The organism is Anaerovorax odorimutans DSM 5092 (assembly GCF_000426305.1).
GTDB lineage: Bacteria > Bacillota > Clostridia > Peptostreptococcales > Anaerovoracaceae > Anaerovorax > Anaerovorax odorimutans.
This window is the reverse complement of the sequence record NZ_AUFC01000005.1, coordinates 59205-81876: the sequence shown is the minus strand read 5'-3', so window position 1 is coordinate 81876 and position 22672 is coordinate 59205. Positions and strand designations below refer to the sequence as shown.

The following is a 22672-nucleotide window of genomic DNA, read 5'->3' as shown; positions in this document are numbered from 1 at the left end:
AAAAATAATCTAATTAGCATAAATATTTACATTTTTAATCTACGCATGGTATAATTAGCCAGAAGATTTTTTACTTATAAATATGTAAAAATTAATGATTTTTCAAAGTAATTTAATATTATTTAAACAGTTTAAAATAAGCAGAAAATTGGAAGTTTATAAAAGATAATAAATTATATTTTATATATTATTATATTTTTAATTCCAATTATGAGGAGAACAGCAAAATGAGTACGATAGTAATTGATGCAGAAAAATGTATTGGTTGTAATTCTTGTGTAAGAGTTTGTCCAACACACGTAGCAAATGTTGCAAAATTTAATGATCAAGGTAAGCTTATAATTGAAATTGATGATGTTAATTGTATTAAATGTGGAGAATGTATAAAGGCTTGTAGTAGCCATGGTGCAAGAACTTATAAAGATGATACACAGATGTTTTTACAAAATCTGAAACAAGGTGAAAAAATTACTGTAATTGTAGCACCGGCAATTAAAGTAGCTTTTAAAAATCAATGGAAAAATGTAATTAGTTGGCTTAGATCTATAGGTGTTAAAACAATTATTGATGTTTCATTTGGAGCGGATATTTGTACATGGGGTCATTTAGAACTAATTAAAAAAAATGAGGATATACATTTAATTTCTCAGCCATGTGCAGCAATAACAAATTATATATTAAAATATAAGCCTAAGTTAAAAGAATATCTTTCGCCAGTACATAGTCCTATGTTATGCTCTGCAATTTATATAAAAAAATATTTAAACATAAATGGGAAGATTGCGGCTTTATCTCCTTGTATTGCTAAAAAAGACGAGTTTGAAAAGACTGATTTGGTAGATTACAATGTAACTTTTAAAGCATTAAAAGAATTATTTGAAAAACAGAATATTAATCTTTCTTCATTTAAATATGATGAGGATAATTTGTTCGATAATAAAGATGCATTAGACGGGTCTATATATCCAAGACCGGGTGGCTTAAAATCGTGTATAGAGACACATATGCCGCATTTAAAAGTTATTAATTCAGAGGGCCCGGATAAAGTGTACAAGCAATTGGATGATTATATGAATTGTAGTAAAAGTTCATTACCTTCTGTTTTTGATGTTCTAAGTTGTGAATATGGATGTATATCCGGCCCAGCACTGGGAGAAGAATGTGATCTTTTTACAATGTATAATATTATGCATTCTGCTGAAAATGAAACGAAGAAATTAAGAAAGAAAAATAAACACTTTGGGAAAGACAAGCAATTTGAATTGTTTAATAAAGAATTGGAATTAGAAGATTTTATTCGAGATTACTCAAAGCAAGAGATGGTTAATCTACAAAACTTATCTGATAGACAAATAGAAGAGGCTTTCAAAAAATTAGATAAATATACAGATAAAGACAAAACCATAGATTGTCATGCTTGCGGATACAGCAGTTGTTATGAAATGGCTCATGCCATTGCGGTTAATATAAATGTACCGGAAAACTGTTTATATAAATCAAGAAAGATTGCGGAAGAAAAAACAAATAATGTTTTGCAAATGACAGTAGAAGTTCAGCAAATAACGGAAAAACTGCAAGAGATAGTTGAATCATTAACATCAAATATTCATGCGGTTAAAGAAGATGTTGAAAATATTGATGTTATTAATGAAACAAATACTAATGATATGATGCAATTATCACAGGATATCGTTCAATTAAATGATTTCTCAGTAAATATTAATGTGGCATTAAAAGACATTAAAGATTGCATTGAAAGCTATAGTAAAATGCGAGACGATATTTCCAGTATTGCTTTCCAGACTAACCTTTTGGCACTCAATGCTTCTATTGAAGCTGCTCATGCAGGGACCTTAGGTAAAGGATTCGCAGCGGTTGCAGAGGAAGTACGAAATCTTTCATCAAATTCTAAGAATGCAGTTGATTACGCAGAAGATTCCAGTATTCAGGTAAAAAATGCTCTTGAAAAAATAACCAGCATCATATCAACAATAGAAGATATGGTATCACAGCTTCTTAATATTATTAATAAAGTAAAGGAAAATGTTCTTATAGTTAATGGCAAGGGAAGCTCAATAGCTCTTAATATAGGAGAAATCAGTAATCTTTCTGATAAAGTATCAAATATGATTATTGAAACAAATGAATTATTAAATAATAACAATTAAAGATTAGTACTTAACATAAGAGATTATTGTCATATTAACTTAATAAGTTAGTTTTACATTAATCTCTTTTTTAGATTATTTATATATTAGAAAGGAAACTATTATGGAATTAAGAAAAAAAGCATATATATATTTAGTTATAGCTTTAATCTCTTGGGGAAGTTTTTATGTTGCAGGTAAATATGTTTTGGAAATAATTCCTAGTTTTACTTTACTTTTTTTAAGGTATGCTATTGGAATTTTTGTACTACTTATATTTTATCGCAAATATGAGAAGTCAAAAATAGAAAAGAAAGATTATAAATATATTTTATTAATTGGATTTGCAGGGTATTTTCTTGCTATAGCGTTTCAATTATTAGGAACACACTATTGTAATGCATCTATGGCTTCTTTGATTAATTCAATGAATCCTGCTATGATAATTTTACTGGCGATTCCCATCTTACATGAAAAGATTACAATACGTAAGACTTTTGCAGTTGGAATAACTTTAATAGGAACAGTAGTAATAATCGGAAATTTAGGATATGGCAATACATCTTTAGGAGTATTCTTTTCTTTTGTTTCTATGATTGCATGGTCATTATCATCTGTAATTGTAAGGTTTTCTTGTCAAAAATATGATTCTATTACAGTTACCATTTATGGAATGATTGTTGGATTGATTTTTTCGTTACCTGCATCAATTATTGAATTGATACATTCCCCAGTTATAATAAGTGACATTAAACCAACAGTTATAGTGTGGATCTTTTATATAGGAATTGTATGTACAGCAGGTGGTATGCTCTCTTGGAATAAAGCTTTAGAGTTAATAGATGCAGCTACATGTTCTCTGTTTTATCCTTTACAACCACTTACCTCAGCATTTTTAGGTGTTCTTATTTTAGGTGAAGTATTAAGCTTGAATTTTATTATAGGAAGTATTTTAATAGTAGCTGGCATTTTATATGTTGTTATAAGTGAGAAGATTCAATAACGGAAAAATTAAGGAGGGTCAAAATGTTTAGAGAGTTAAGAAACAGTCCAATAAGTGAATTGGAAACAAAGGAAGTTTTATTAAAAGGAGAATACGGTGTTTTTTCTACCACAGGTTCAGATAATTATGCTTATGGCATTCCTCTAAATTATGTATACCTGAATGGCTGTATATATGTACATGGTGCAAATATAGGTCATAGGATTGATAACATAAAATTCAATCCTTCAGTTTCATTTTGTGTGGTGGATAGTGTAAAAATCTTACCTGATAAGTTTGATACTTTATTTAGAAGTGCAATTATTTTTGGCCAAGCGCAATTAGTAAATGATCAAGAAGAAAAAAAGGAAGCATTAATTGCTTTATTAGAAAAATATTCAAAAGAATATATGGAAAATGGGATAAAATATATGAATATTGAATGGGATAATACTTCTGTAGTGAAGATCGCTATTGAACATATAACAGGAAAGGCTCAAAAATAATTAAACTTGATTTATAAAATTATGAGATATTCAGTATATCATGTATTAATAAAATTTTTATTAATAAAAATTTTCAATTTTGTTAAAAATAATATTAAATTGTAATTTTATTTATACAGTTTATAAGAAAGGAAATATACCATGACTGAATATAAATATACTAATAATTTGATAAATGAAAAGAGTCCTTATTTACTTCAACATGCGCATAATCCTGTTAATTGGTATCCATGGGGTGAAGAAGCTTTTAGTAAGGCAAAAGCAGAGGATAAGCTTATTTTTTTATCAATAGGTTATTCCACATGTCATTGGTGTCATGTTATGGAGCATGAATCATTTGAAGACGAAGAAGTTTCAGAAATCTTAAATAGAGATTATGTTTCAATAAAGGTAGATAAAGAAGAAAGAGCAGATATAGATTCCGTATATATGACAGTTTGTCAAGGGTTGACAGGGCAGGGTGGATGGCCTTTGACAATAATTATGACATATGATCAAAAACCGTTTTTTGCAGGCACTTATTTTCCTAAAACAAGGGTATATAATATGCCTGGAATAACAGAAATATTAAATACAATGACTAAAAATTGGAAAGAAAACAGAGCACAGGTTATTGATACAGCAGATAAAATTGTTAAAACGTTACAAAAAAAAGGTGGAGAAGAAGCTTCTGATAATAAGGGAATATATCAAAATGATAATATAAGACAATTATTTATTCAGGCAAAAGAAGGTTTCACAAGTAAGTACGATAAAATAAATGGAGGATTTGGAAATAGTCCCAAATTCCCTATACCTCATAGTTTAATGTTTCTGCTTAGGTATTATAAATATGAAAAAGATGAACAAGCTCTTAATATGACTTTGTCAACTTTAAAACATATGTATATGGGAGGAATTTTTGATCATGTTGGATTTGGATTCTCTCGCTATTCGACTGATGATAAATGGCTTGTTCCTCACTTTGAAAAAATGATATATGATAATGCGTTGCTTTCTATAACATATTTAGAAGCTTATCAAATTACAAAGAAGGAACTTTATAAAATTATAGCAGAAAAAACTTTAGATTATGTTCTTAGAGAAATGATAAGTGAAGAGGGAGGTTTTTATTCTGCGCAAGATGCTGACAGCGAAGGTATAGAGGGAAAATATTATGTTTTTACTTCAGATGAAATAACTCAATTATTAGGTAAATTGGATGGAAAAGCTTTTAACGCATATTTTGGGATTAATGAAAAACCTAATTTTGAAGATGGTAGTATTCCTAATTTAATAAACAATCCTCTTTTCTCAAATGAAAACGAAAACTATGATAAAAAAATAGATCAACTTTGTAAAAAAGTTTATGATTATAGATTAAAGAGAACGAGCCTGCATAAAGATGATAAAATACTTACTTCTTGGAATGCTCTTATGTTGATTGCTTTTGCTAAAGCATATGGAGCATTAGAAAATAAAAAATATCTTGATGCGGCAGTAAGATGTGAGGAATTTATAAGCCAAAAACTTATAAATAAAGAAAATGGTAAAATTTATGTAAGATACAGAGACAATGACTCTGCTGGAGAAGGTACATTAGATGATTATGCGTTTTATATTTGGTCGCTGCTTACACTTTATGAAGTAACTTTTGACATTAAATATTTAGATAAGGCTATGTTTTATATCAAGGTCATGAAAAATTTATTTTGGGATGAAGAATCAGGAGGTTTTTATCTTACTGCTAATGATTCGGAAAGTTTAATCTATAGACCAAAAGCAATCTATGATGGTGCAATACCATCGGGCAATTCAGTTGCAGGATATGTATTAGTAAAATTAAAAAAAATAACCAGTATGCAAAGTATTGATGATTTGTGTAAAAAACAACTTATCTTTTTAGAAAAAAACATCAAACAATACCCGGAAGGCTACACTTTTGCCATGATGGCACTTATGATGGACTATTATACAGAGGGTTTTCTGTGTGAAAATGGCGTTTGCTCATAATAAATATATTTCTTTGTGAAAAAACTATTATATGTGGAGGGTTTTTAAGATTAAAGGCTCTCCTTAATTTTTAAATTGAACTTTTATGCAAAAAGAATAGTAGTAAAGATATATGAACTTAGTACAAAATGATCATATAAAAGTTTATAAAATTTAGTTATATTAAACTGTACATTTACGAAAATATAAATTTTTATTTGGCAATTTATATTTTTTTTATGTTATTATGTTATTATACGAAGTATAAAGAGAAAAATATTAAGGATAATTGTAATAAATGAATTTAAAACTTGCAGTAATTTTAATAATATGGAATTTAATTGTTTTTTTATTAATGGGACTAGATAAATATAAGTCAATACATAATAAATGGAGGATAAGTGAAAAGACCTTGTTATTATCAGCTTTTTTTATGGGAGGAGCAGGTGCTTTTATAGGTTCTTTAGTATTCAGACATAAGACAAAGAAGATCAAATTTAAAATTTTATTACCGACGGCGGTTGTTTTAAATTTTTGTATATTAGTTTATCTTATTAATTTTATATTATAGTATTATTTTATTAGAAATGAAGGCTTGCTCACAGTATTTAAATATGATAAACTGTTTTTACTAATAAGGGTAGTAGCTTAGAGGTGGCAGAATCAGCTGGTTTTTAATATGCAGAAAATATTACACTGCGATGGATGGAATATAAAAAGGTATATTAACAAATAAGAATATACCAGCAATTAAAATGTGAAAAAATTTAAATTTGCACTTATTATATGATTCTAAATTTAGACTAGAAGCGAGACCTTGATGTTTGTAATAAAGCAGGCATTAAGGTTTTTATTTTTGTATTATACAAATTTTTCGGATTATATTTTAAAAATTATCTTAAAGGAGAAAAAAATTAAAGAGTATTTTTATTATTGGTTTATTTAAGTTTTTAAGTTATTTTAAAATTAATTTATTAAAACTTATGCTAAAGAAAATTTAATTAGTACATAATAAGAACTAAAGATATTATTAAGGAGGTTGTTTTTTTGAAAAAAGTCATTAAATCTATGAAGTGGGTACTATTTTGGATGTGCTTAGCCATACTTTTTAATTTGGGAATACTGGCATTTATGGGTTCTGAAAAAGCACTTCAATTTCTTGGAGGATATCTCATTGAACTCAGCTTAAGTATAGATAATTTATTTTTATTTGTAACAATTTTTACTTGCTTCGGTATTGCCGAACATGCAAGGCACAGAGTTCTTGCTTATGGGATAGCAGGAGCAGTAGTGCTAAGATTTATTTTTATTCTTCTAGGAGTTAAAATTGTAACTCATTTTGAATGGGTATTATATTTATTCGGTATTATTTTAATAATTAGCGGAATTAAAATGTTTAAATCTAAAGAAGAAGAGGGAATTCCGAATAATAGTAAAGTTATAAAGTATTTAGGCAAAATTATTCCAATAACTCCAGATTTTGTAGGGGAAAAATTTTTTGTAAAAAGAGGCAAAATTTTATATGCAACACCTTTATTTGCAGTATTAGTGCTTATTGAGTTCTCAGATATTTTATTTGCCATAGACTCTGTTCCGGCTGCATTTTCTGTTTCAACAAATTTATTTATTATTTATACCTCAAATATTTTTGCTATTTTAGGATTAAGGCAGCTTTATTTTGTCCTTGATCATTTACAAGAACGTTTTCAATATGTAAAATATGGTGTTGCCATCATATTAACGTTTACAGGAATAAAATTGGGAATTTTATATTTTAATATACATATTCCAATATTAACATCAATTGGATTTATTGTAGGTATTTTGATTTTGAGTATTATTATTTCTGTATTATTATCAAATAGAAGTAGCAATACTGTAAAAAGAGGAGTAAAATAGATATTATTCTTGAATAATATTAGCTATAAAGGATAAAATGCATTTATAAGGCTATTGATTTATTCTTATAAAAAAGCCTGTATTTTGAAATTTTTATCCTTTTTAATGGCATTAATATAATATTAAATTTAAAGATGTATAACAATTATATTACTCTATTAGAGAATTTGTTGATACTTGCAATAATAAGAAGAATTTTTATAAAAAAATTAAAAAAATCTATTGACATACATAAGGGAAACTGGTATTATTTTTATTACAGCGTGTCAAACAAAAGAAAGCGCAGTAAGGTATGGCGGTGTAGCTTAGTTGGCTAGAGCGTCCGGTTCATACCCGGAAGGTCGGTGGTTCGACTCCACTCGCCGCTACCATTTTAATATTTAAAAGCACTTATATACAGCAAATTTGGGCGCATAGCTCAGCTGGGAGAGCACCTGCCTTACAAGCAGGGGGTCATAGGTTCGAGCCCTATTGCGCCCACCAATTTTGCGGTCCGGTAGTTCAGTTGGTTAGAATGCCAGCCTGTCACGCTGGAGGTCGTCGGTTCGAACCCGATCCGGATCGCCAATGTATGTGGTGGGTATCGTCAAGTGGTTAAGACACAGGGTTGTGGCTCCTGTATGCGTGGGTTCAAATCCCACTATCCACCCCACTAAATTTTATTAAACAAACATTGGGGTATAGCCAAGCGGTAAGGCAATGGATTCTGATTCCATCATGCGAAGGTTCGAATCCTTCTACCCTAGCCAATTTTATATTAAGTGCATATTATATTAATGCACGATTCGGCGACATAGCCAAGTGGTAAGGCAGAGGTCTGCAAAACCTTTATTCCCCAGTTCAAATCTGGGTGTCGCCTCCAAAGTTGAAACTCTAAACACATTAAATTTGATGGGTTTAGAGTTTTTTATTATGTAGGAAATATCGCTGAAAGCGATATGACGGAATATCAAAAAAAGACTATCCTAAATCAGATGTCATTGTTTTGGCAACTTTTCTTGTGCTTTGCAGTGTGAATTGTTATACTAATCTGGGGTAGAAAACATTGAAAATTTTTTAGAAAGAGGATAACAAAAATGATTCAAGTAGAAAAACTTTCCTATGGTTTTCCTGCAAAAGATTTATATAAAGAGATTTCGTTTACATTGAAAATGGGGCAGCATTGCGCTTTTATTGGAAGTAATGGCGCCGGAAAATCAACTCTTGTTGATATGATTATTCATCCGGATAAGTATTTGTACGATGGAAAGATAATCAAAGATGCAAGTTGCCGTATTGGTTATGCCAGCCAATTTGTTGTGAGAGATAAAGAGCAGGAATGTACTGTTTTTGAATATCTAAGTGAGAGATTCGTGGAAAATCAACAAGCGACAGTTGCTGTGTGTGAAGAAATGGCAGTGGCTGAAGATGTTGAGCCATTATTTGAGAAATATCAGGCTCTTTTAGATGCCTTTGAGGCCATGGACGGAGATAATTATGCAAACAATATCCGTAAACAGCTATATGTAGCCGGCATGCGTGAATTAGAAGAAACAAAGCTATCGAAGCTTAGTGGTGGAGAGTATAAATTACTTCAGGTTATGAGAGAAATGTTATTATCTCAAAATCTTCTTGTTTTGGACGAACCTGATGTATTTCTTGATTTTGGAAACTTAAATAGACTGTGTCAGTTGATTAATGGTTATAATGGCACATTATTAGTTATTACGCATAACAGATATCTATTAAATCATTGTTTTAATAAGATTTTACATTTAGAGAACGGCGATATTCAAGAATATGATGGTAACTATACAGAATATCGTTGTTCCCAGCTAAAGGAAAAATTAAGACTTAAACTGCAGAGTATGGAAGAGCAGGAAGAAATTGAGCGCACTGAGAAAATGGTTGATATTCTGCGCACAAGAGCTACGCTACTTGTCAATCCTGTTATTGGAAGTGCTGTAAATGCAAAGCAAACACAACTTGACCGTTTACGTACAAGACAAATTAAGGAGCCTTTTATTGAGCTTCGTGAGCCAAAGATTGAACTTCCGGCAATAGAAGCTTTAACAGAGCATACTGTTTTAAGCATTGCAGATTATAATGTTTCATTTGATGAAAGTTTACTTAAAAATATCAATTTTGAATTATTAGCTGGGGAAAAAGTAGCCATCGTTGGTGCAAATGGTACAGGAAAAACTACTTTAATCCGTGATATCTTAAGGAATAACCATCCTTCCATTCATATTGATGAGAATACAATCTATGCATGTTTATCTCAGCTTCAGGGCGAGAATATAGATGAAACAAAAACGGTATATGAGGTTATGGAAGACTTAGGTTTTGAGACAAGGGAAAGTATCCGTGAGTATCTTGGAAAATATTGTCTGGAAGGTGATACCTTAAAGCAGAAGGTAGGTCAGTTATCTGGTGGAGAAAAAAATTTACTCCAAATTGCGATGATTGCAAATACAAATGCAGAACTTCTTATTCTTGATGAACCGACTAGCCATTTAGATATTTACGCACAAATGGCTCTGGAAGAAGCCATGTCCGAATATAAAGGAACTGTACTCATGGTAAGCCACGATTTCTATCTTGTAGCTAATTGTGCGGATTACGTTTTACTTGTAGAAGACAATACAATTAGACGTATGCGTTCTCGTTCTTTTCGTAAAATGGTATATGATAAATATTTCGATCAGAAGTATTTAGAAATAGACAAGAAAAAGCAAGAATTAGAAGCCAATATTACATTAGCCTTTAAAAACAATGAGCTGATAACTGTAGAAAAACTTTGCAACCAGTTAGAAGCGCTTAGCGTTAGTACACCGCATAATAAATAACTGGTAAGAAATGCAGGATGAATTTTTAGATGTGGTTTTCAAAAACGCAGTCGTAGCAGAGCTAAAACGAGGCTTTTGGGAGGCTGCATATGGAGATACAGAAAAAGTATTATACCTAGTTACTTTTATATACGCTGTACTAGGTAGCGAGTAGTATGGAGGAAGAGATGACTGAATTATTAGCTCCAGCAGGGAATATGCAAGCTTTAAAAGCTGCAATTTCTAATGGTTGTGATGCAATATACTTAGGAATGCAAAAATTTGGTGCACGTGCATACTCATCTAATTTTGATTTAGAATTATTAAAAGAAGCTGTCCAGTATGCACACTTGAGGAATGTTAAAATCTATGTAACAATGAATACCATCGTTTTCGAGAATGAAGTTTTAGAGATGAAAGCGCAGATGCACGAATTAAATGAAATCGGTGTTGATGGGATTATCGTTCAGGATCTGGCTGCTTTTGATTACGTAGTTAAAAACTTTTTTGATATGGAAGTACATTGTTCAACTCAAATGGGAATAGACGATTTAGATGGAACTTTATTATTTAAAGAACTTGGTGCTAAAAGAGTTGTTATGGCCCGTGAGGTTCCCATTGAAAAAGTAAAAGAGATAAAAAGAATAGCTAAAATACCTATAGAAATTTTTGTTCACGGTGCTTTATGTGTATCTTATTCTGGAAACTGTCTGATGTCGGGTCTTATAGGCTACCGAAGCGGAAATCGAGGAAGATGTGTTGGCTCATGTCGTAAGGAGTATGAACTAATTGATAAGACAACAGATACATCTTTAGGGAAAAACTATATTCTATCTACTAAGGACTTAAACACAATCGATTATATTAATGATCTAAAAGAAATTGATTCTTTAAAAATAGAAGGTAGAATGAAAGAGCCTGCGTATGTTGCTAATGTTGTATCAAAATATCGCATGGCCTTAGATAATAAAATAACCGAAGAAGATAAAGAAAATCTGAACAAAACATTCAATAGAACATTTACTAAAGGATATTTGTTTCATGAAGATAAGAAAGATATTACAAACATTTTAAGACCTAATAATTTTGGTTATGAAATTGGTAGAATTACCAAGATTGTTAAAGACATGTATGAAATAACACTTACACGTACTTTAAATCAAAATGATATAATCAGAATAAGTCATAATAATGAAGATGTTAATTTAACTGTTGTAAAACTGTACGATAAAGATGGCAATTTAATCAATAAAGCAGATGATGTCTGCTATATTAAAATCAAAGAAAAGATTTCTAAGGGTGATTTAGTATATATAACTAAGGATTATTTCTATTACAAAGAGTTAGAATCATCACTGGAAAAAGAATTTATGCGTTTTAAACTAGATATTAGAGTGTATGCATATCCAGATTCAAAGCTTATCATAGATGGTTCAGGCTTAGGCTTTAATTATTTATATGAAAGCGAGGAAATAGTAGAAAAAGCAATTAATAATCCAACGACAAAAGAGAAGGTAATAAAACAATTTTCAAGATTAAATGATACTATATTCGAACTTGATCATGTGGATTTTGAGGAATTGGGTGCATTTATTCCAGCTAAACTTTTAAATGCAGCAAGAAGAGATATTGTATGCGGCTTATATGACTTAAAGCTTAACAGCCAAAAGAAAAGAACCAAGGCTTTGAAAGAAAAAGAAAAAATAAGCTTTGCCCCTGAAAAACCATACCTTACGGCCTCTGTAATGACTAAAGAACAGTATGATGCTTGCGTGAGCTGTGGAATTAAAGAAATCTATTTTGAAAACGTTGTTAGAAGAAACCAGAACGATTATAAGGAAAAAGAAGGGCAGCTACTAATCGGAGGATATGGTGGAATTTATCACTACAGAAAAACTAATCCTTTTGTTACGGACTATTCTCTAAATGTTGTTAATTCTGCTAGTTGTTATGAATTATATAGATTAGGTGCGAAACGAGTAACTTTATCTTATGAATTGAATAAGAGACAAATTGAAGATTTAATAAATGCCTATTATGAAGAAAATGACGGCTATCCCGCACTAGAAATGATTGTATATGGTAAGGCTCCTTTGATGTTTACAAAATACTGCCCGTTGAAGAAAATGAATCAATGCAGTATTTGTAAAAGGTCAAGCTATGAGTTAAAAGATGAGCACGGAACATTCCCTATAATTTGTCATGATGATTGTACAACGACTATCCTTAATGGGAAGACGCTTAATCTTTTAGACGAGATGTCTTGCATAAAAGGAATCGAGGCCTTTAGATTGAACTTTACAGTTGAATCTAAAGAGGAGGTTGTGAAAACCATTAATAAAGCCTTCAGCAAATTAAATGGCGGGATGGATAAAGCTGTCTTTAATCAGGAAACAGACACAAGAGGACATTTTAATAAAGAGATTTTGTAGGGTAATTCCAGTTCCAATCTGGATGTTGCCTCCAAAACTAAAACTCTAAATCTATTGATTTTAATAGGTTAGAAGCTATTTTAAATTATATTTTAAAAACATATTAAAATATGATAATTAGTTCAGGGGGAGCATTATGGAATATAGTAAATTATTTAATAAAAATTCAAAATTATATTTAAGTTCACGCCCGGCTTATCCAAAAGAACTTTATAATTACTTAAATTCAATTTGTAAAGAAAGAGGAGTAGCTTGGGATTGTGCATGTGGAAATGGACAAGTCGCAATTGATTTAATTAGATATTTTAATAAAGTTTATGCTACAGATATAAGTGAGAATCAAATATCAAACTCAATAAAACATGAAGGTATAGAATATTATGTACAATCGTCAGATAAAACGAATTTTAAGGATAATTCTTTTGATTTGATTTGTGTTGCTCAAGCACTTCATTGGTTTAACTATGATACTTTTTGGTCAGAAGTAAAAAGAGTTCTTAAAAAAGATGGTATATTTGCGGCTTGGGGATATTCATGGTTCAACATCGATAAAGAGATTGATACATTAATACAATCTGAATTTCGTGAAAAAATTAGGACATATTGGGCACCACAAAATAAAATCTTATGGGACAATTATGAAAATATAAATTTACCATTTAAAAAAATAAATTCTCCTGATATTGAGATGAGTATTGAATGGGACATAAATGAACTTTTTGCATATATGCAATCATGGTCGGCAACAAGATTATGTATTGAAGCAGAAGGAACTGATTTTTATTCTAATGCTTATAAAAAGATAAAAGGAATTTGGGGTAATGAAGAAAATAAAAAGAAGGTTAAAATGAATTTTTGCATGATTGTCGGGAGAAATGAATATTAAATCTCAATAAATAGCTATAGCTTAGTATGGGAAGTACTGGGCTATAGTATTTTTATCTATTGCAAAATCAAAAGAATTTTTTTGTTAAGATATGCTTTAGAGATAAAGTGACCAACGTTTTAATATTAAATAGTTGATTTTTGTTTTTATATATAAGAAAATTACCAAAATACTAAATTGAAATAGTATTGGAGTGTTATATATTTTATATTAAAGGAACATATAGCACTTTAATTATTATTAATTTTTTAATATTGGAAATAATTAAAATAAAGAATTATGATTCCCCCTGCAGTCTTTCTAGTATGGTATAATACCTAAAGAATTAAAGAATTAAAGAATTAAAATTCAGAAACTTAAGAAATAAGCAATTATTGTAAAGGGCTTAGAGACCAACATTGTATCAGGGGAGAATGCTTCATTAATAAAAAAGTTAAGGTATATATTATATCTATTTTTGATAATGCATATTTTATCAAAGTTATATTCTATTTTTTAATTTTATAATATATATTTAATTTTTATAATTTTAAGGGAGAAATATCTTTATGAATAAAGTAAAACATACATTAATTGTAGCTTTTTGCATAGCTTTTGCATCTCTATTTCATATTGACCTTTTTATAGAGGGCTTTATTATTACTCTATCCGTTATTCTTTTTCCTATTTTTCTAGATAATTATCATAAATTAAATCCTATAAAGACTGCCATAGTTACGGGGTTTGTGTCACCCATATTCAGGGAAATAATAGTGTATTTACAAATGGGTGATTTAAAAAGATCATTGTATTTAGTAGTACCTGATATTATATTTTATTTCACTTATGGAGTTCTTTATTATTTTCTCTATTACAGATCTAAAAAAGAGAATGATTATATTCGGTTTTTCTTTACAGTTTTTGCCTGCGATCTATTTTCTAATATTGCTGAAATGTGTATAAGGACAAGGATTATTGGATTTAGTGCAATTATAATAAAAGGATTAATTATAATTGCATTAGTGAGAGCTATCATTATATTAATAATTATAATTTTTTTGAAAAACTTTAAATCATTTTTAATACATGAAGAACATGAAAGACGGTATATGAAACTAATGATTTTATCCTCTAGTTTTAAAAGTGAAATTTATTTTATGAATAAAAATATAAACGAAATTGAAGATATAACAAAAAAAGCCTTTAAGGCCTATAGAATTATAGAAGAGCAGAAATATTCGGAGGAATTAAAGAATTTAGCACTTGATATTTCAAAAGATATACATGAAATAAAAAAGGATTATATAAGAGTAATAGCAGGTCTAAAAGAGCTTTCAATAGAACAATTGGACGTATCAGGGATGAGTATTAATGATATTATTCGTATTTTGAAAAGTGATACCGATGAACAAATAAGAATTGGAAAATTAGATATTATTTTTACTGTAGATGTTAAAGTAAGTTTTTATGTAGAAGAGCACTTTTATTTGATGTCTATTTTAAAGAATTTGATTACGAATTCCATAGAATGTTTATATAGTAAGAGAAATGGTAAAATCAAACTGGAGATTTTTCAGTCAGGGGAAGATTATATATTTAATGTTATTGATAATGGAAATGGAATTAAGAAAAATGACATAGAATTTATATTTAATCCTGGATTTTCAACAAAGTTTGATAAAGAGACAGGAAATATAGGAATAGGAATAGGACTTACTTTAGTAAGGGATCTAGTCCAAGACATATTTCATGGAAGTCTATCTTTAAAATCGTTAGAGAACAAAGGAACAATTTTTACAATAATGATTCCAATTAATTCCTTGAAAGCAGATCCGCCGATTATACCCGAGAAACATTAATCTATTGTTGAAGCATTGTGAAATAATTTGAAGCATAGAAGTATATTATAAAATAAAATATATGATATTTTGACATACATTTTTTAAGAGCAGAAATCAGTTTATAAAAATGGAGGAGATTGATGAAAAAAAATAGAATTTTAAGTAATCTATTGCGATTATGCAGTGTGCCAAGCATTTCTGAAACTAATGGTGAAATAGATATAGCTCATGAAATTTATAAAATATTAAACGAAATTAATTATTTTAAAAATAATCCTGAGATGGTTAAAGTTTGCCCAATGAATGGAGACCCTTATAATCGTAGTTTTGTTTACGCACTTATGAAGAGTGAAAAAAAGAATTCTAAAACTATAATTTTACTAAGTCATTTTGACGTTGTAGGTATAGAAGACTTTGGCATCTTAAAAGAATTGGCTTTCGATCCAATTGCGTATACACAAAAGTTAAAAGATAATTCTCAAATACAGATGAGCGAAGAAGCAAGAGCAGATTTGGAATCAGGAGATTATTTGTTTGGACGTGGTATTATGGATATGAAATTTGGGATTGCTGCAGACATTGAAATATTATATACGATGGAAAAAGAACTATCAAATTTTGAAGGAAATCTTTTATTTCTTTCAGTACCTGATGAAGAAGCTAATTCTGCCGGAATGTTGGCAGCTGTAGAATTATTGGAATCATTGAAAAAAGAACAGCAGTTAGAATATAGCTGTTGTTTAGTTTCGGAACCTCATTTTCCTAAGTATCCTAAAGATGATACAAAATATATTTATACAGGAACGGTAGGAAAACTGTTACCTTCTTTCTATTGTGTAGGCAAGGAAACCCATGTCTGTGAACCTTTTTCAGGGTTAAATGCTAATCGTTTAACAGCAAAATTAATAGAAAACATTGATTCTAATCCTGAATTATCAGATTATGTTATGGATACGATTGTTCCTCCACCTGCATGTTTAAAACAAGCTGATACTAAGATTGACTATTCTGTTCAAACTCCTACTTCGGCTTACACATATTTTAATTATATGACTTTGGTAAAAACACCACAAGAAGTAATGCAGAGTATGATAAATATTGCAGAAAGTTCTTTTAAAGAAGTTTTATCTGATATTAGAACAAATATTGAAAAATTATCTGAAAGTACAGGTGAAATACTTAACATACCTAATATTGAACCTAAGGTTATCACCTTTCAAGAACTTTATAAATTATGCTATAAAACTCATGGAGATAAATTCCAATTACATTTAAAAAAGTTTATTGATAATCAAAAATCAAATCAAGATTTACGTGATTTATCTATTGAAATTGTAAAGGAAGCACACAAATTTTGCCCTTACAGAAATCCAATAATTGTTGTTTTTTATTCTCCGCCGTTTTATCCTCATTCCGATATTCAAAACTTAGATAACAAAGTTATACAAGTAAGTAAGCACATTGTAAAATTTGCAAAGCAAAAGTTTAATGAAACCATAAAAATAGAACCTTTTTTTATGGGGTTATCTGATATGAGTTATTTGGGATTATCAAAGAACGTAGACATTACACAATTAACAAATAACTTTCCTATTTGGGATATGAGTTATCATGTACCATTAGAAACTATTGCTAAACTTAACATTCCGTTTATTAATGTTGGCCCATTAGGAAAAGATGCGCATAAATATACTGAAAGAATATGCATGTCATATTCTTTTGAAAAAGCAGCAGATATTATTTTGGAAGCTGTACTAAGTTTATTAAAATTAGATTAATAAAAAAGAGAATTAAAGGATTTTTCTATAAGGAAGAAAAACAGTTCAAAGCCAAATTTAAAGTCCATAAAAAATAAAAGTCATGAGAAATTCAGATTAGTACTGAGTTCTCATGATTTTTTTTGAAAAAAAATAAAAAGAATTTTGAAGAATTTTGAGATAATTTGAAACTCATTCATATAATCCAAATAATCAGTTTATTCATCCAAAAGGCATCCTTATGTTAAACATATTGCAAATAGAAGCCCATACTATCAGCTGATCCTACGATTTAACTTTATATTACAAATGAAAAGTTAAGAGAAGACTTCCTTTTGGAAGGAATCATAAAGAGGATGAGCATGACTTTACGAAAAATAAAGAAAACAGTTTGAGGCATTTTGAAGCAATTTGAAATTAATAGATATAATTCAAAATAATCAGTTTATTAGGGGCGCTGGGACAGAAAGAAGGGAGGAATAAAGGAAGATATTGAAAAATATCTGCAGAAAACAGACTGATTTAGAAAAAACTTACAAGTTTTAAAGGAGGAAAACGAAATGGATTTCATATCAATTATAGACAAAATTGTCGGTTTGCTTTGGAGTGTACCCATGATTGTATTGTGTCTGGGTGTTGGCATTATTTATTCTTTTGCCCTTAAATTTCCTCAGATCACCCGCTTCAAAGACATGGTTTATTATTTAATCACCGGCGAAGATTCTGAAAGCGGAATTTCATCTTTCCAGGGTTTTGCAATGGCACTGGGTGGAAGAATTGGTATCGGTGCAATTGCTGGGGTTGCTACAGCTATTTGTTTTGGCGGACCGGGTGCTATTTTCTGGATGTGGATTTATGCTATCTTTGGTGCAGCTTCAGCTTTGGGTGAAGCAGTGCTGGCTCAGATCTGGAAGGAAGACGTTGGCGGAGAGTATCGCGGTGGTCCGGCTTACTATATAGAAAAAGGAGCTAAATTAAAGCCCATAGCAGTGGCCTTTGCTATTTGCGCAATTATATCTTTTGGTTTTACCGGCCCTACTATTCAGGCTTTTAACATCGCAGAAGCAACCCAAAATGCATTTGGAATCAATCCTGTAATCACGGGAATTGTAGTGGCTGTTTTATTTGGGTTTGTTGTATTTGGCGGCATGAAGAGAATTGGACGTTTTGCGGAACTTGTGGTTCCTATTATGGCTGGAGCTTATTTTATAATTATGATTATCGTTCTTGTTTTAAATATTAAAGCGATTCCAGGAATGTTCGCATTGATTTTCAAAAGTGCATTCAATCTTGACGCTGCTTATGGAGGAATTTGGGGTAGTGCCATTCTATGGGGTGTAAAAAGAGCAGTATACAGTACTGAAGCAGGAATGGGATCAGGAGCTCAGGCAGCAGCATCTGCGGAAGTATCTCACCCAGTTAAGCAAGGTCTGGCGCAGGGTTTCTCAGTATATGTAGATACCATATTTGCATGTACGTCTACGGGTCTTATGATTCTTGTTACTGGCATGTACAATGTAGTGGATAAATCCGGAAACTTCATAACAGAAGGTCTTTCAGGTGCAAATCCAGGTACTGCATATGTTCAGGCTGCTATTGATACAGCACTTCCTAAAGGAACAGGTACCATCTTTATTGCGGTTGCCATTTTCTTCTTTGCTATCACAACAATTTTATCTTTCGGCTTCTATGTAATGCCTAATTTGGCTTACTTGCTAAAAGGAAGCAGGAATTTAAAAAAGATTACGCTGTTTATCGGGGGCGTTCAAATGCTATCCATTTTCTTTGGCAGTATCAAAAGCTCGTCTTTAGCATGGAATATAGCTGATATCGGTGTAGGGCTCATTGCTTGGTTTAACCTGATTGGAATGTTATTCCTTATTAAGCCGGTCATGAGTGCTGTTAGAGATTATGATCAGCAGAAGAAAGCCGGTCTGGACCCTATATTTGATCCGGAACGTTGTGGCATCAATAATGCTGGTTTATGGAAAAGTATTGTACAGAAAAATTATTCAAAACAAAATAAAGATGAAAATTAAGAAAATTGGCAAGGGGCTGACACTTATTATAAAAAGGCTTAATTGTTTTGTCTTTTAATATTTTACACCTAGCTATGAGTAAATATTTTTAATTTATATAAAAAAAAGAATACACTATGAATTATTTTGAAGTTTTATGAAACCTATCAATATAATTCGAAATAATCAATAATTTATTGTGAATAAGGCTTTTCCTTTTCACATGAAAAAGAAATTTGAAATGTATTAAATGGAGATAGGAGGAGAGCATCTCGTGAAACCTTTAAAGATTGCATGCACTATGGAGTCCAAAGCCTACCTTCAACTGAAGAACAGAGAGTTGGTTTTAGTTGAGAATACGGATTATACAGATGTGGCAGCAGTGATATTAACTGACTCTGAACAAAAATTTATTTCTGAAATTTATGATACAAAGTTTGATATTCCAATCTTTGTACTATCCAAAAATGGAGTGCCGATGGAAACGGAATTGGCAAAGAAGGTTTACTGCATTATTGACGGTAGTCAAGAGAATTTGGACATTACAATTGAGATTGAAGAGGCTGCTAGTAAATATGAAGCCAAATTATTACCTCCTTTTTTTAGGACGTTAAGCGGTTATGTGGACATGAAAAATTTACAGTATGATTGTCCGGGACATCAGGGAGGAGAATTCTATAAAAAACATCCTGCAGGAAGATATCTATATGAATTTTACGGAGCAAATATCTTCAGATCAGATATTTGCAATGCAGATGTTGCTTTAGGAGATTTGCTAATCCATGAAGGACCAGCAGCAGAAGCACAGCAAAATGCAGCAAGAGTCTATAATGCGGATAAGACATATTTTGTTATGAATGGAACAAGTACGTCGAATACGGTTACGATAAATGCTGTAGTAGCACCTGGAGATTTAGTCTTGTTTGATAGGAATAATCATAAATCAGTATACAATTCTGCATTAGTTCAGTCCGGAGGAAATGCTGTATATTTAGAAACAGCACGTAACCCTTATGGTTTTATTGGAGGGATAGATGCCCATTGCTTTGATGAAGCATATTTAAGAAGCCAGGCAGCGAAAGCAGATCCGGTAAAATCACAGGATAAAAGACCTTTTAGATTGGCAGTGATACAGCTTGGAACCTATGATGGAACAATATACAATGCCAGACAGGTAGTGGATAAGATAGGGCATCTTTGTGATTATATATTATTTGATTCAGCATGGGTTGGATATGAACAATTCATTCCAATGATGAGAGATTGTTCTCCTTTACTCTTAGAGTTGAATGAAGAAGATCCGGGAATTTTAGTAACCCAGTCAGTTCATAAACAACAGGCAGGATTTTCACAGTCATCGCAGATTCATAAGAAAGATAGCCATATTAAAGGGCAGAAAAGATATGTAAATCATAAAAGATTTAATAATGCCTTCAGGCTACATGCCTGTACAAGCCCTTTCTATCCAATATTTGCAAGCTTAGATGTTAATGCAAGAATGCATGACGGAGAGGCAGGAAAAAGATTATGGGCAGACTGTGTAAAGCTGGGAATAGAAGCAAGAAAAGAAGTATTAAAAAGATGCAGTATGATAAAACCATTTATACCCCCTATGGTAGAAGGAAAAAAATGGCAGGAATATGATACTGAAGAAATAGCAGAAAATATAAAATTTTTCCAATTTAAGCCAGGAGAAAAATGGCATTCATTTGAAGGATACGGAGAAAATCAATATTTTGTAGATCCAAATAAGTTTATGCTTACAACTCCGGGATTTAACGCTGAAACAGGAGAATATGACGAATTTGGAATACCAGCAACAATTTTAACAAACTATCTAAGAGAAAACAGAATTATACCAGAGAAGAATGATTTAAACTCCATATTGTTTTTAATGACACCAGCAGAAGACATTGAGAAAATAAATGCTTTAATAGATAAATTTGTAGAATTTGAAGAGCTTGTAAAAGCAGATGTACCGTTAAGTGAAGTATTACCGAGCATTTATAAAAACAATGAAAATAGATATAAAGGATATACAATTAAAAAGCTATGTCAGGAGATGCATGATTTTTATAAAGAGCAGGATGCAAAAACCTATCAAAAAGATTTATTCAGAGAAAAAAACTTCCCAAAACGAGCAATGTCACCACATGATGCAAACTGGGAACTTGTAAGAAACAATGCAAAGTTGGTGAAGTTAGATGACATTGTTGGAGAAATAGCATTAGAAGGAGCATTACCTTATCCTCCGGGAATCTTTTGTGTAGTACCGGGAGAAATATGGAATGAGACAGCACAAAAATATTTTCTAATATTAGAAGAGGGAATAAATAAATTTCCGGGATTTGCCCCTGAAATACAAGGAGTTTATCTGGAAGAAGAAAACGGAAAAGTTAAAGCTTATGGATATGTATTAGATAAAGATAATAAATAAAAATATAGAAGGAGTGATTAACAATGGCAGTTAATTTAAAAGGAAGAAGTTTTTTAACATTAATGGATTTTACCCCACTGGAAATACGATATATGTTAGATCTTGCAAGGGACTTAAAAGCAAAAAAAAGAGCAGGAATTTATAACGATTTGCTAAAAGGAAAAAATGTACTTTTATTATTCGAAAAAACATCAACAAGAACAAGATGTGCATTTGAAGTGGGAGCTTTAGAAGAAGGGGCAAACGTAACATTTTTAGATTCAGGAAGTTCTCAATTTGGAAAAAAAGAATCATTAGAAGACAGTGCTAAAGTATTCGGAAGATTCTTTGATGGAATAGAGTACAGAGGATTTGAACAAAAAGTAGTAGAAGACTTAGCAAAACATTCAGGAGTTCCTGTATGGAATGGTTTAACAGATATAGATCATCCAACACAGATTTTAGCAGATATGCTTACAATTGAAGAACATTGTGCTAAACCATTAAACAAAGTGAAAGTGGTATTCTGTGGAGATACAAGAAATAATATGTCATATGCATGGATGTATGGATGCGCAAAGATGGGAATGCATTTTGTTGCATACGGACCAAAAGAATTAGAACCTGCAAAAGAAGTATTGGACAAGGTAAATGCAGTTGCAGAAGAAACAGGAGCAGTAATAGAATTTTGCAGTGATGATACTTGCCTAAAAGGAGCAGATGTAATTTATACAGACGTATGGGCATCAATGGGGGAAGAAGATCAGATTCCAAAAAGAGTAGAACTATTAACACCATATAAAGTAACTATGGAAATGCTTAAAAAGACAGAAAATCCAGATGTATTATTCTTACATTGCCTACCAGCATTCCATGATTTTGAAACAAAGATGGCAAAATCACAGAAAGAATTAGGATTTGATATAAGGGAAGTAACAGACGAAGTATTCAGAAGTAAGCATTCAGTTGTATTTGATGAAGCAGAAAACAGAATGCATACCATCAAAGCGGTAATGGTAGCAACCTTATAA

At 30.9% G+C, this 22672-nt stretch carries 14 protein-coding genes and 6 tRNA genes; all 20 read left to right on the top strand.

What is annotated here, in order from left to right:
* Positions 1 to 227: 227 nt before the first annotated feature.
* Positions 228 to 2168 (top strand): [Fe-Fe] hydrogenase large subunit C-terminal domain-containing protein, encoded by a 1941-nt coding sequence (locus tag K292_RS0103530; RefSeq protein WP_027398671.1) that lies wholly within the window; start codon positions 228 to 230, stop codon positions 2166 to 2168.
* Between the two features lie 103 nt (positions 2169 to 2271).
* A complete protein-coding gene (locus K292_RS0103525) occupies positions 2272 to 3150 on the top strand; it encodes a DMT family transporter (protein WP_027398670.1) in 879 nt (292 codons plus the stop codon).
* A 23-nt stretch (positions 3151 to 3173) separates the two neighbouring features.
* Entirely contained in the window at positions 3174 to 3635 is a 462-nt protein-coding gene (locus K292_RS0103520) for a pyridoxamine 5'-phosphate oxidase family protein (RefSeq protein WP_027398669.1), read from the top strand.
* A 141-nt stretch (positions 3636 to 3776) separates the two neighbouring features.
* The gene (locus K292_RS15835; RefSeq protein WP_051280249.1) at positions 3777 to 5627 is read left to right on the top strand and encodes a thioredoxin domain-containing protein; all 1851 of its coding nucleotides are present in this window, start codon (positions 3777 to 3779) and stop codon (positions 5625 to 5627) included.
* Positions 5628 to 5904: 277 nt separating this feature from the next.
* Complete coding sequence (locus K292_RS0103510; protein WP_027398668.1) at positions 5905 to 6177, top strand: DUF1294 domain-containing protein; 273 nt, start codon at positions 5905 to 5907, stop codon at positions 6175 to 6177.
* A gap of 476 nt (positions 6178 to 6653) precedes the next feature.
* Positions 6654 to 7505, top strand: coding sequence for a TerC/Alx family metal homeostasis membrane protein (locus tag K292_RS15830; protein ID WP_051280247.1), 852 nt, complete (start codon positions 6654 to 6656; stop codon positions 7503 to 7505).
* A 294-nt stretch (positions 7506 to 7799) separates the two neighbouring features.
* Positions 7800 to 7876, top strand: a tRNA-Met gene (locus K292_RS0103500).
* A gap of 36 nt (positions 7877 to 7912) precedes the next feature.
* Positions 7913 to 7988 (top strand) — tRNA-Val (locus tag K292_RS0103495).
* Positions 7989 to 7995: 7 nt separating this feature from the next.
* Positions 7996 to 8072, top strand: a tRNA-Asp gene (locus K292_RS0103490).
* A 9-nt stretch (positions 8073 to 8081) separates the two neighbouring features.
* Positions 8082 to 8157 (top strand) — tRNA-His (locus K292_RS0103485).
* Positions 8158 to 8179: 22 nt separating this feature from the next.
* A tRNA-Gln gene (locus K292_RS0103480) sits at positions 8180 to 8254 on the top strand.
* A gap of 38 nt (positions 8255 to 8292) precedes the next feature.
* Positions 8293 to 8367, top strand: a tRNA-Cys gene (locus K292_RS0103475).
* 214 nt (positions 8368 to 8581) lie between these two features.
* Positions 8582 to 10333 carry an ABC-F family ATP-binding cassette domain-containing protein gene (locus tag K292_RS0103470; RefSeq protein ID WP_027398667.1) on the top strand — a complete coding sequence of 584 codons (1752 nt, stop codon included), beginning with the start codon at positions 8582 to 8584 and terminating at the stop codon, positions 10331 to 10333.
* A gap of 167 nt (positions 10334 to 10500) precedes the next feature.
* The gene (locus K292_RS0103460; RefSeq protein WP_027398666.1) at positions 10501 to 12744 is read left to right on the top strand and encodes a U32 family peptidase; all 2244 of its coding nucleotides are present in this window, start codon (positions 10501 to 10503) and stop codon (positions 12742 to 12744) included.
* 136 nt (positions 12745 to 12880) lie between these two features.
* Positions 12881 to 13630 (top strand): class I SAM-dependent methyltransferase, encoded by a 750-nt coding sequence (locus tag K292_RS0103455; protein WP_027398665.1) that lies wholly within the window; start codon positions 12881 to 12883, stop codon positions 13628 to 13630.
* A 548-nt stretch (positions 13631 to 14178) separates the two neighbouring features.
* Positions 14179 to 15468, top strand: coding sequence for a sensor histidine kinase (locus tag K292_RS0103450; protein ID WP_027398664.1), 1290 nt, complete (start codon positions 14179 to 14181; stop codon positions 15466 to 15468).
* Between the two features lie 122 nt (positions 15469 to 15590).
* Complete coding sequence (locus K292_RS0103445; protein ID WP_037372384.1) at positions 15591 to 17228, top strand: M20/M25/M40 family metallo-hydrolase; 1638 nt, start codon at positions 15591 to 15593, stop codon at positions 17226 to 17228.
* Between the two features lie 593 nt (positions 17229 to 17821).
* Complete coding sequence (locus K292_RS0103440) at positions 17822 to 19246, top strand: alanine/glycine:cation symporter family protein (protein WP_245570820.1); 1425 nt, start codon at positions 17822 to 17824, stop codon at positions 19244 to 19246.
* Between the two features lie 253 nt (positions 19247 to 19499).
* Positions 19500 to 21662 carry an ornithine decarboxylase gene (gene speC / locus K292_RS0103435; protein WP_027398661.1) on the top strand — a complete coding sequence of 721 codons (2163 nt, stop codon included), beginning with the start codon at positions 19500 to 19502 and terminating at the stop codon, positions 21660 to 21662.
* A 23-nt stretch (positions 21663 to 21685) separates the two neighbouring features.
* Positions 21686 to 22672, top strand: a complete 987-nt coding sequence (gene argF, locus K292_RS0103430; RefSeq protein WP_027398660.1) for an ornithine carbamoyltransferase — start codon at positions 21686 to 21688, stop codon at positions 22670 to 22672.